General features: G+C 43.7%; 10 protein-coding genes. 5 read left to right on the top strand and 5 right to left on the bottom strand.

The window, feature by feature from the left end; genetic code table 11:
• Window positions 1-2 precede the first annotated feature (2 nt).
• Together AB8P72_RS04655 and AB8P72_RS04650 are read right to left on the bottom strand one after the other, a co-directional pair.
• Window positions 3-1,022, bottom strand: coding sequence for an NADP-dependent oxidoreductase (locus AB8P72_RS04655; RefSeq protein WP_369958094.1), 1,020 nt, complete (start codon window positions 1,020-1,022; stop codon window positions 3-5).
• A gap of 56 nt (window positions 1,023-1,078) precedes the next feature.
• The gene (locus tag AB8P72_RS04650; RefSeq protein ID WP_305935414.1) at window positions 1,079-2,899 is read right to left on the bottom strand and encodes an acyl-CoA dehydrogenase; all 1,821 of its coding nucleotides are present in this window, start codon (window positions 2,897-2,899) and stop codon (window positions 1,079-1,081) included.
• Window positions 2,900-3,100: 201 nt separating this feature from the next.
• Here AB8P72_RS04650 and AB8P72_RS04645 point away from each other — a divergent pair, with 201 nt between their 5' ends.
• Window positions 3,101-4,123: a GlxA family transcriptional regulator gene (locus AB8P72_RS04645; protein ID WP_305935415.1), complete on the top strand. Its 1,023-nt coding sequence runs from the start codon at window positions 3,101-3,103 to the stop codon at window positions 4,121-4,123.
• Window positions 4,124-4,345: 222 nt separating this feature from the next.
• Here AB8P72_RS04645 and AB8P72_RS04640 read toward each other — a convergent pair whose 3' ends face one another.
• On the bottom strand, window positions 4,346-5,569 hold the full coding sequence (locus tag AB8P72_RS04640) for an LD-carboxypeptidase (RefSeq protein WP_369958093.1): 1,224 nt from the start codon (window positions 5,567-5,569) through the stop codon (window positions 4,346-4,348).
• Between the two features lie 260 nt (window positions 5,570-5,829).
• Here AB8P72_RS04640 and AB8P72_RS04635 point away from each other — a divergent pair, with 260 nt between their 5' ends.
• Window positions 5,830-6,282: a YkvA family protein gene (locus tag AB8P72_RS04635; RefSeq protein ID WP_305935417.1), complete on the top strand. Its 453-nt coding sequence runs from the start codon at window positions 5,830-5,832 to the stop codon at window positions 6,280-6,282.
• A gap of 435 nt (window positions 6,283-6,717) precedes the next feature.
• Window positions 6,718-7,365: a hypothetical protein gene (locus AB8P72_RS04630; RefSeq protein ID WP_369958092.1), complete on the top strand. Its 648-nt coding sequence runs from the start codon at window positions 6,718-6,720 to the stop codon at window positions 7,363-7,365.
• A gap of 105 nt (window positions 7,366-7,470) precedes the next feature.
• On the opposite strand, the gene AB8P72_RS04625 is transcribed toward AB8P72_RS04630, so the two are convergent.
• Window positions 7,471-7,776 carry a hypothetical protein gene (locus AB8P72_RS04625; RefSeq protein ID WP_144297070.1) on the bottom strand — a complete coding sequence of 102 codons (306 nt, stop codon included), beginning with the start codon at window positions 7,774-7,776 and terminating at the stop codon, window positions 7,471-7,473.
• Window positions 7,777-7,878: 102 nt separating this feature from the next.
• Window positions 7,879-8,436, bottom strand: a complete 558-nt coding sequence (locus tag AB8P72_RS04620) for a hypothetical protein (RefSeq protein ID WP_305935418.1) — start codon at window positions 8,434-8,436, stop codon at window positions 7,879-7,881.
• Window positions 8,437-8,722: 286 nt separating this feature from the next.
• Between AB8P72_RS04620 and dnaQ the strand changes: the two genes are divergently transcribed.
• Window positions 8,723-10,360: a DNA polymerase III subunit epsilon gene (dnaQ, locus tag AB8P72_RS04615; protein WP_305935419.1), complete on the top strand. Its 1,638-nt coding sequence runs from the start codon at window positions 8,723-8,725 to the stop codon at window positions 10,358-10,360.
• A gap of 180 nt (window positions 10,361-10,540) precedes the next feature.
• Entirely contained in the window at window positions 10,541-12,223 is a 1,683-nt protein-coding gene (locus tag AB8P72_RS04610; RefSeq protein WP_305935420.1) for a hypothetical protein, read from the top strand.
• Window positions 12,224-12,271: the final 48 nt, after the last annotated feature.

Below are 12,271 nucleotides of genomic sequence, written 5' to 3'. Positions count from 1 at the left end.
ATTTATCCCTCTACCTTAAGTACCAGTTTGCCGAAATTTTCACCTTTAAAGAGCATCATCAAGGTATCTGGGAACGTCTCGATACCTTTGACGATATGGTCTTTTACTTTAATGTCGCCTGACCCAATCCAGCCAGCGATATCTTTCATCGCCGTCGGATACTCTTTGATATTATCAAAGACCACGATGCCTTCCATACGCGCACGGTTGACCAACAGTGACAGATAGTTCGATGGTCCTTTGACCTCTGTGGTGGCGTTATATTGGCTAATCGCACCGCAAATCACAATACGCGCATGCAAATTAATTTGCGTCAGCACGTCATTTAAAATATCGCCGCCGACGTTGTCAAAGAAGACATCGACGCCGTTTGGACAGGCCTGCTTTAAGCCTTTTTTCACATTTTCGTTTTTATAGTCGATTGCCGCATCAAAACCCAGCTCATCGACTAAAAATTTACATTTCTCAGGACCGCCTGCGATACCGACGACGCGGCATCCTTTGAGTTTGGCAATTTGTCCAACCAAGCTACCAACCGCGCCCGCCGCGCCAGAGATGACGACGGTTTCACCTGCTGTTGGTGCGCCGGTTTTTAATAAGCCAAAATAGCCCGTCATACCCGGCATACCGAGCACGCCTAAGTAATAAGACAATGGCGCAAGGTTTGGATCGATTTTATGTAGCCCTGTGCCATCGCTGACTGCATACGACTGCACGCCATTGTGACCTACGACATAGTCACCGACGGCGAACTTTTCATGTTTACTGTCGATGACTTTACCCACCGTTCCTGCACGCATTACCTCGCCAATCTGTACGGGCGGTATATAAGACTTGGCATCGTTCAGCCAACCACGCATCGCCGGATCTATCGAAATATACTCAATTTTTATTAGCAGCTCACCATCTGCGATAGTCGGTAGTTCTGTCTCGGTATATTCCCACGTATCGGCACTTGGTGCGCCAATTGGTCTTGCTTTTAAGCGCCACTGCTTATTAATCTGTTTGTTATCAGCTGTCATCATTTATTCCTTTAACGTTGTATTTATTATTCATACCAAACATGATGCAAAATCGATTAAAACCACTCTGCTTGCATATCGGTACATACTGCATTGTCATTATTTAACAGCTCGATATCGCGATTGATTAGTGGCAACTCCCAGTCGATAAAGTATTTGGCCGCCTGGATTTTGCCGTGATAAAAGTTTTGCTTTTCAGCGTCTGAGGTATCACTGTTGTTAATTGCGCTTAATAATTGTTCCGCTTTACTTGCTTGGCGAATCCAAATCCAGCTGACTACGATAGAGGCAAAGATATTCATCAAGGCTTGCGCGTTCCCCGTCAACGTGATGGCTTTTTCAGTCTGTAAAACCTTGCTTAAATGCACGAGCACTTCATGTAAATGACCCATATAAGGCATCAATTTACCGGCAAGTTTGGCGGTTTCGGGTGTGCGGATATTCTCTAAATCTTGGGTGATTTCACGTTTTAGAATTTGGATGCCAAGCCCTTTATTTTGCCATAACTTACGGAATGATAAATCTAACGCTTGCACACCATTTGTGCCTTCATGAATGGGATTGAGACGGTTATCACGCCAAAACTGCTCGGCTTGATATTCACGTGTATAGCCTGCGCCGCCCAATACTTGAATGCCTAGATCATTGGCTTTTGGCCCATACTCTGACGGCCATGCTTTGAGTACTGGCGTTAATAAATCCAATAATTCTGATAGCTCGTTTTTTAGCGTATCATCTTCACAGGTATTGATACGGTCAATGAGATTTGAGCCATATAGACAGAGTGAAATACCGCCCTCGCTATAGGCTTTTTGCGCAAGGAGCATACGTTTGACATCACCATGCTGAATGATTGCCGTTGCCGCATCTTCGGGCTTATTATTAGGCGCAATTCTACCTTGCGTTCTATCTTTGGCATAATCGAGCGAATATTGATAACCGCGATAGCCAATCATCGCTGCACCAAAACCAACCGCAATACGCGCTTCGTTCATCATTTTAAACATATAGCGCAGACCAAAATGCTCTTCACCGATCAAATAGCCGTGACATTCACCTGCATCACCAAAGCTTAGTGCCGTAGACGTAGCACCGCGATAGCCAAGCTTATGAATAAGACCTGTTAAATGCACGTCATTACGCTCGCCAACTGATAAGTCATCATTGAGTCGATACTTGGGTACCGCAAATAAAGAGATGCCTTTGACGCCAGCAGGACCGCCCGGTACTTTAGCTAGTACCAAATGCACAATATTGTCAGACAGTTCGTGATCGCCCGCTGAGATATAAATCTTGCTGCCTTTGATACGGTATGATCCGTCTTCTTGTTTCACGGCGGTAGTTTTGATATCGGCAAGCGATGAGCCAGCATGTGGCTCAGTCAATGCCATGGTGCCGGTAAATTCACCGGTTAACATACGCGGCATAAAGGCATTTTTAATCTCATCACTGGCGAAATGTGAGATAACATTAATCGCCGCCGTGGTTAAAAATGGATAAGCGGTGGTTGATGGATTGGCCGCCATAAAATAGCCTGCCACTGCGGTCATCACGGTTTCAGGTAACTGCATGCCGCCGTCATCAAAGCTATAACGACCCGCGATAAAGCCCGACTCGCGAAAGGCGTCAAAAGCGACTTTGACATCGTCTATCATGCTGACTTTTTTGCCATCAAACTGCGGCTCGTTCTTATCGGCCACATGGTTGTGCGGCAAAAACAAATCAGTGGCAACTTTATTAGCGGTGTCGAGTACGGCGTCGAAGGTTTCGCGGCTGTGCTCTGCAAATTTTGGATGCTCGGTTAAATTTTCTGCGTTCAGTACATCATATAATTGGAACGGTAATTCAAAGTCATTGATCAGTGTATCTGCGGCCATAGTCATTTCCCTATTATGATAATGATAAATAAGCGGTGATGAACAAGTGATGCATTGATATTAATCTAATTTAACGCCTTACCGTATTGTCATTTATGACATAATTATGGTCAAATACGACAAAACTCATGTGTTAAATTAGAAAAACCTCGTCAAGAAACGTCATTTTTAATAAGTATTTTGAAAGGAAATTACGTAGCCATGCCCTACTTCAAACCCTTTAACGTCATCATTGTCGGTTTCGATGGCGTGCTCGGCAGCGCTTTGACAGGCGCATTAGATTTATTTTCTTTTACCGGAGTGAGTTGGCAGCGGTTTTTGAATGAAGAGGTAGAACCAAGGTTTAACGTACAAATTGCCAGTCTTGGTGGCGTTGATATCAGATGTAGCAACCGCTTAATCATGCAAGCGCATAGCGATATTCAGGAAGTCACAGAGTGCGACTTACTATTAATTCCAACCATTGGCGATTCCATCGATAAAGTCTTGAGCCAAAATAACGCTCTAATTCCGCATTTGCAGCGACTGGCAAATACCAAAGCCGATATCGCTAGTAACTGTAGCGGCGCGTTCTTTTTAGCAAAAGCAGGCTTGCTCGATGGCAAAGTAGCTACCACCCATTGGGGTTATGCCAGTAAGTTTAAGGCAGATTTTCCACTGGTTGATTTGCAAGAAAACCAATTTGTCACTCAATCAAAAAGCCAGTCAAAAGAACAATCGGGCAATATATTTTGTGCGGCAGGCGGTAGCGCCTTTTATGACTTGGGATTATTGTTAATCGAGCGTTATTGCGGGCGTGAAATTTCTACCCAAGTGGCAAAAACTCAGATTATTGATAGTAAACGCGGTAATCAAAACAGCTATACTAATGTGACATTGCATAAACCGCATGCAGACCAGCTGGTTCAGCAAGTACAAGAGTTTATTGAGGAAAACTTCAAACAACCCATTCAAGTTAGCGGCTTGGCAGCGATGGTCAATATCACCCCGCGCACACTGAATAGACGCTTTCAATCCTGCGTGGCGATGCGCCCGATTGAGTATATTCAAGCAGTGCGCATTGAGCAGGCAAAGCGTTTATTAGAATTGGGCGATGTGACGATTAAATCACTCGCGGAGCAAGTTGGCTACGATGATATCTCCTCATTTACGCGGCTGTTTAAACGCGCGACTGAGCTGACCCCAAAAGAATATCAGGATAAGTTTTCGCGATTGGCGATTTAACTTGATAGTAGACTTTTTAGAAGTCATACGTGGCTGCAATAAATTTATCACAGCAACAATTTTTATATCATTCATTCGATATAAAAACGATACAGCGAGATGAAACGTTGTTTTTTGCAGCCTCTGTCGGCGTAGGCACAGCACGCAAGAAAAACAACGTTTCATTAAGCGACTTGATAGCTACGTATCTGATTTATTTGGATTCAACTATAGACCTAATTTTTATTGCCACAAGCCTTCGACAAGAATGGCATCTGCTTTAATCGTTGGATAGTCGCTAAACATCAATTGATAGCCGCCCGCAGTATTTGTGCTTATCTGACACGTCGCTCCCAGTGGAAAGCTGTGTTTTTGGGCAATATGACCAAAGCGCATGCCGCTATAAATCGGCAATCCTGTTAGCTGATGCAATTGACGAATCACGGTGGCGACATCATAACGCTTATCATAACTGTCCTCACCGCTACCCGATAACGCACCGAATACAATCGCTTGCTGACCTTTAAACACCCCTGCCAAATACAAATCATAGAGCATGCGCTCGATGCGGTAAGCTTGCTCGCCGACGTCTTCTAAAAATACGATACCATCTTTGATCCGTGGCAAATACTCACTACCTGCCAACGCCGATAACACGCTTAGATTCCCACCCCACATAGTACCGGTTAGAGTTTTTGGCTCAGAATTTGTCAAAATACTGGGTAAATTTACACTGGTTAAAGACGCATCTGCTATATTAATCGTCAAATTAGAATTGGTTAATGCTTCTACAAATTGGCGACAGCTGACTTGATCCGGTTTGGTTTTGCCAAACTCGCTATAAAGCATTGGCGCCGCAAGCGAGCTCATGCTACCTTTTGCCAGTAGCGCACACTGGATCGCCGTCACATCGCTAAAGCCCGCCAGTATCGTACCGCGCTCCTTCATAATACGCCCAAGCGTTGACCAATCCACCATTGGTAATACTCGCACTGCACCGTAGCCACCACGTACCCCAAGTAGCAGTTTAGGTGCTTTTATCGCACCCGTAGCGATGTTTTGCAAGTCACTGGCACGCTGCGAATCCGTACCCGCAAAGCGCAAATACTGCCGTTTGGTAATTGCCGGATTATCCACTTTAAAACCCGCGCAGGCTAAACGCTCTAACGCCAACTCATTACGTTCGTCACTACCACCGACATTAGAGCTAGCAAAAAGCCGCGTTTCAATCGTTGGGACGATACATCTTGCTGGCGCTGGTTGTGCCTCACCTTTAAAAGACAAATGCTCATCTGAAAACGCTGTTGGTAAATCATCCTTGGTAAGCTGCGTACCGCTATCTTGCTCAATAGCATTTGTAGCCAACGCCCGAGTGATATTTTGCGTCGCTAGAAGCCCTGCTCCGGCACCAATACCAACGTGACGTAAAAACTGGCGACGATTTAACTTGGATGATATCTTAGTCATGATGCTACCTTTTTTACCGTTTAATTGCTGCTTACCCTAGCAACCATTATTGAAACAAAGCGCGTATTATAACGCAGGTTGGGATACTATTTAGTACTCGAGCAGTATAGAACGCTTAAGTCAGGAGCATTTGGCATTTTAATAGACAACAAAACGATACAGAGTTACTTGCCGTCTTATTTGGCTACAGACCCGACTCTTGCTATAGTAAAACGCGTTGAACAACAAACAATAATGATAGATATAAAAGGATTATAAAGATGGCTGAGCAAGAAAGTGCAAAAGAGAAAGACAATAAAAGTCTGATCGATAGTATTAAAATCATCTTAGGTAAAGAAGATAAGCTGAAGGATCAACTCGAAAAAGAAAAAGGTCTTGAGAGTTATGCCAAGGACTTGCTCCTGCTGATGAGCTTAGTCAAGGACTACTATAAAGGCAACTATCGCAATATCCCTTATAAAACCATTTCAGCAGCCGTCGTTGGCCTGCTTTACGTGATCAACCCTATCGATATCATTCCTGACTTTATCCCCTTTATCGGTCATATCGATGACGTCTTGGTGCTCAGATTTTGTCTGAAACTTATAGAAAAAGATTTGGCAAAATACAAAAGCTGGAAAAATGAGCAAACAGCGTCGAAAGACGCAACTTCAAAGCATAGCGATAAAAAGTTAGAGGATAAAAGTAAACGCTTAAAGAAAACAGATAAATAATCTGGTAAGCAATCCCATAAAAAACACGGTCAATGACGCATGCAATGACCGTGTTTTTTATAGACCTAAAATAGAAAATTTTGGCGTAATGGACATTTTTCATGCTGGCGTAGGGTCTAACGCTATATACTGTCTATATTTGCAAGGAATCAACGCCATGAATCAAAAAACTGCCCTTTTTGTCGTGCTAAACACACTAAGAAGAACGGACGCAAGCTTGGTAAACAACAGTATCAATGTCTCACTTGCAGACGGCAGTTTTTAGGTGGCAAAAGACTCAATAACCAAACCCTTTGGACGGAATACACTCAGGGAAAACAGACCTACCAACAGCTGGCTGATAAATATCACTGTAGTCTCAAGACCATTCAAAGACGCTTAGATAAAGTCAGTACCCAGTATCAGATTAAGCGACCAAAGACTGCTAATATCATCATGGACACCACTTACTTTGGTCGCAAGTTTGGTTTAATGGTCTTTATGGACAATACCACTAGAACCGTACTTTATTACGCGATAGTGAGTCATGAAACCAACAGTGCCTACAAGCAAGGTGTTGATCATCTAGTATCGTTAGGCGTTGATGTACAAAGCATCACCTGTGATGGTAGACGAGGACTGCGGACGTTATTCACCCACACCCCTTGCCAGATGTGCCATTTTCATCAGGTGCAAATAGTGACCCGCTACCTCACTCGTCGCCCTAAGAACATAGCAAGTATTGAGCTTAGACGGCTCACTTTAGACTTAACACAGCTTAATAAAGCTGACTTCATAGAGCACTTAGATTATTGGTTGTTAACTCATGAAGCCTATCTCAATGAACGTAGTACCAATGACGATAACAGTAGAACGTGGTACACGCATAAGCGTCTTAGAAGTGCTTATCGTAGTCTCAGAACTAATAGTGATTGGTTATTCACTTACAAAGAGTATGGGCATTTAGATATACCAAATACCACCAATTCTCTTGAAGGATTATTCAGTGAGCTCAAGCGGAAATTACACAGTCATCATGGGCTAAATGAGCACCGTAAGTTACGGTTTATTAAAGACTTTTTAGGGTCAAAGTCTCTCAAATAGCATGAATTTTGTCCATTAGCGACTACCTTCTACTTTTTAGCATGAATTTTGTCCATTACACCAAAATTTTAAATGTATTTAAGCACTCAGCTTTTTAATTTTTTATTAATCAGGCACATCATAGCTTGGCTTTTCCGGGTTTAGACCAAACGAGTAGACAAAGGTGCCTATAAGGCTATTAATGATAATAAATGGCAAATCAATAGCGACATGGCCGAGTAAATAGCGGCCGATGAGCCACGACACAATCAGCATAATTATGAAAAATGCACCGAGATATCCTAAGATAGTTGGATGTTTGAGATGATAAGGCTGCTCAGGTTTTGGCTGTTTATCGAGAATATAGGTTCTTACTGCCCAACCGGCCGCGTAACAAAATCCACCCAACACCACATAACTAAAAAAATTCATATTGCCCGACTCTGATTAGAGGGTTGTTTATCATAAATACTGATTTATAAGGACTTTTTAAATACTGTCATTTCAAGCTTTGTCGTTTAAAGCATTGTCATTTCAAATACTGTCATTGACGTTATCAATCACAATATTGGCGTGAGGATTGGCTAAAATATCGGTATTAACGTCATCACATTCGACGCGATAAATGGTATTGGCACCGCGATAAATGTAAGACAAGTACTCACTATCTAGTAGCGGATCGATATTGGCATAAACAGGCTTCACATGCGCCAACACCAGCACTCTATCTGGACGACCAATCACCGCATCGACATTATCAGGGTCGATAGAAAAATACGTCGGGATATCACTTTTTGCAAGCACCTCTAACGGTTCAGCGTCATCCCAAACGCGCTTAGCGCTGGCCGGCTCTTTCATTTGCATGACCCAACCGCCGCCCTGTTGGCTAACTTTTATTTGCGCCGGCTCATCATGACTGACTGTGTAGCAGCCTGCAAATATGGATAAATCCGCTGGCGCCTCAACCTTCTTCGCATCAGCTGGCGTATTACTGTCATTACAGGCACTCAAAAACAGCGCGCTACTTGCCATTAGAGCGACCATTAAGGGCGTTAATTCTTTATTCAAAACATTCGAGCTTACGGACATCATCGATTTATCCTGCATTGGTACATAAAAGCTTATATTGTGCTTATTGTGCTAAGGCATGTCCGCACAATCACAGCTATTTTAACAGAAAACGGCAGCGTTACCGCTATGATATGTGCTTTTGCCCTTTTATGCTTTTTATTCCTAGCAGTCACTGATAGATAAGCGACAATAAACAAGCAAGATTTGCTATACTCAACCCTAAAATAGGCGGCGCTAGCTTGCGTAAAGATAACGCTAGAAACCCTCTTTGCTCGATGTTTATTACTTATTAGGCTCATACTTTTTTATGTCAGAAAATTCTATTTCAGCGCGTTCATTTAATACGAGCAATCCGCTTGCTGCCAAAGCAAATACGACGGTTGCCTATACCGACGGCGCTTGTAAAGGCAATCCAGGTGCTGGCGGCTGGGGCGCGCACTTAATATTTAGCGATGGGCAGACGCAGGATTTGTATGGCGGTGAACAAGTAACCACCAATAATCGCATGGAGCTGATGGGTGCGATACAAGCATTGACCCATAGTCCGCGTGAGCAAATCCTTGAGATTTGGACAGACTCAAGCTATGTGAAAAAGGGTATCACCGAATGGATTGAAGGCTGGAAAAAACGCGGCTGGAAAACGGCCAGCAAAAAACCGGTGGCCAATCAAGACCTTTGGCAGCAATTAGACGCGCTTTGCCAGCAGCGCGATGTTGCTTGGCACTGGGTGAAAGGTCACGCTGGACACGCGGGTAATGAAAAAGCGGATGAGCTAGCAAACTTGGGCGTGACATCTAGCAGTGAAGATTTGAAAACGACTAGCTTGCAAGATGCGGCTAAAAAAAAAGACCGACTGATGGCTGATAATAAACAGAGTCTGAGCGATGATTGGTTAAAGTTTGATCCATTAGGCTTTGATATGATGGATGACGAAATTGAGGCAGAATTTGAGAGCGATGCAACTGAAAGCAACCTATTAGAAGACGATAATAAGGACGATGAGATCATCAGCAATGATATTTTAGTCGAAGAAAATCGTTATCAATATGAAAACCAACCTCAGTATAATGCTAGTGAACCCATGAGAAATACTGTTATGTCAGATATAGATACGAATATGGATACGGAAGTAGACGCCAACTTAGAAAACCAGTCAGGAAACAACCTAGAAACTGACGTGCCAACATTCGATGGTGACACCAGCCGAGCCAATCCGCATTTTATACCCCTGCTACCCAAACCTATCCACCGTTATGAATCTGACCGCCAGCTCATTATGGATACGGAGACCACAGGTCTTGACCCTATGAAGGGCGACCGCATTATTGAGGTCGGTATTGTAGAGTTAGTCGGACGTAAATTTACCGGCGAGAAACTGCACGTCTATATCAACCCGCAGCGCGGTATGGATGAGGAAGTGATTCGTATTCACGGAATCTCTGAGGCGTTTTTAACCGATAAACCGACCTTTGATCAAGTGGCTCAGGCGCTGTATGACTTTATGGATGGTGCCGAAATCATCGCTCATAACGCCAGCTTTGATATGAACTTCTTAAATATGGAGTTTGCCAAAGTTGGCATGCACGACTTTGCTGAGCGCGTACGGGTGACTGACTCGCTGATGATGGCAAAACAGCAATATCCGGGGCAAAAAAACACCCTAGATGCCCTTGTTCGCCGCCTAGATGTCGGTAAGCAAGACCGTACTTTCCACGGCGCGTTACTTGACTCGGAGATTTTGGCGGAAGTTTATCTGGCGATGACTGGCGGGCAAGTCACGCTGGCGATTGAGGAAGATACCCAAGCCGATGGCGGACATACTGCCCATGCAAACTTTGCCGATTTGGCGGCTTTATTGCTCGAGTCAAGCAGTAACGAGAGCGCCAATCAAAGCTGGTATGCGTCGCTTGCGGACGATTATCCTGCGCTTAAAGATAAAGTGTAATCCGTGAAGCATAAGTCATTAAAACGGTTTTTTATATGGACATAACGCCTTATACTGACCGTTAAGTAAGTAAATCTTGATTATTATGCCGATAGGCGTTAAAACCTTATTTATAGACATTTTCAAATGCTCATCTAAACCTTTGCTATTTTCATCAGTACGTCATGGAAAAAAACAACTATGAATCCTTCTACACAAATGAAATTAACCGCCCCGACCTTGAGTGTGACTGATTTTAACCTACCATCGCTGCATTTATTGCACGATGAAATTAAGGTTATTTTAAAAGATACTGAAATTCATTTGGGCGAATTTAATGATGATGATAGCCAAGCGCCTTTATTATTAGACTCCATTATTGCCCTAAAACAGCTGTCTTGTATTTTTCAGCTGATATCTTCGGTCGGGGCAGAAGTGCTCAGTAACGCCATCGTCAATGGCTTGCAAAAACTTTATGACAGCCGTGATAATAATGATAATGCTTTGATTATGGATTTATCAGAAGCCATTATGACGCTTGATCGTTATATTGAATTTATTTTGCTGACCGAATCGGTAGAGCCGACTTTACTCCTGCCTATCATCAATAAACTCAATGCTCACGGTCAAGCAGCACCGATCGATGCCGATTATTTTGCCGCGTTTGGTCATAGTAGCGTCATTATTGCCAATCCTGAAAGCAACTTTCAGCCGCTTAACGAGCTCAATCTTGATAGCGAATTATTAACTTATGCTTATCGTAGTGGACTTGGCGTTGCTTTATTAAATCAAGACGGTAGGATAAGTGAGGATGAGCAGCAAAAACTCGATGCGATGTCGGCAGCGTGCGCCTTGATAGCAGCAAATACCAACAGCCTGTTTTGGCAAGCAGCCACCGCTGCCGTTACCGATATTGCCAGCATTTTGCCGCTAAGCTTAAGCCAAAAACACACGCTTATCTATTTAGAGCAGCAATTTCAAAGCTATCTGCCGGTTATGGACACGCGCTTTGCGTACTTGGTCAGCTTTGCTTGCCAGCGCGATACCAAAGAGGCACAAACGCTGCGTGAACTATATGCCGCCAATCAATTGGAAGACTCACAGCGCAAACAAATGGCGCAGTTCTTATTTGGACCCAATCGTGCTTTAACCGATACCTTAAACACCATTATTCAAGCGCAAATCAACACCATCAAAGAAAATGTCGATAGCTACGCACGCGGTGATTCTATCAACCCTGTCGATATGCAAACCTCGCAAATCACCGAGCAACTGACTGAGCTGCGTTCAGCTTTTCAGTTATTGGGTCTGGCAAATGCTGCAAACAGCCTCAATGCTGCCGCAGAAGCGGTGAAAAAATGGCGCGCGCCTAGCCCAGAAGATTTTGACCATTTATTACTTGCTTTGATGCACGCAGAAAACGCCACTATCGCCATGGCAGAGATGCATACCCCAGGGGCAATCTACTTACCTTTGAATAATCCGCATATCTCACTACATCAGCTTAATACGGCTTATGATACGCTGATACAAGAAAGTCGTACTGCGATTGCTAGCGCCGAACAAGCCATTATGGATTATTTGGCTGAGCCTGAGCGCGACGTATTAAATATTCAAAACATCCCGGAAATGCTGCGCCAAGTGTCAGGTGCAGTGCGCTTTTTACAGCTGCCAACGCCCGCCAGTATGCTTAGCCAATTGGCAAGTTATTTGCAGCAGCGTATTAATAGTGGTGCACGTCTAGATGATGGTACTTTGGCTTATATTGCCGATGTCATTATGGCCGTTGACCATCATTTAGATGGTTTTGAGCATAATCGTCCTGTCAGCAAACAAGCGTTAGATGTCGGGCAACAAAGCTTAAGCCAACTGCTTGCGGCGTAATTTTGGTGTACTAAATAAGTAGATTAAATAGCCTACTTATTTGAACAT

Origin of the sequence: Psychrobacter sp. CLB018, from assembly GCF_041222815.1 — a bacterium.
GTDB classification, from domain to species: Bacteria; Pseudomonadota; Gammaproteobacteria; order Pseudomonadales; family Moraxellaceae; genus Psychrobacter; species Psychrobacter faecalis.
The sequence above is the reverse complement of the archived record's forward strand: the minus strand, read 5'-3'. Positions and strand labels throughout refer to the sequence as shown.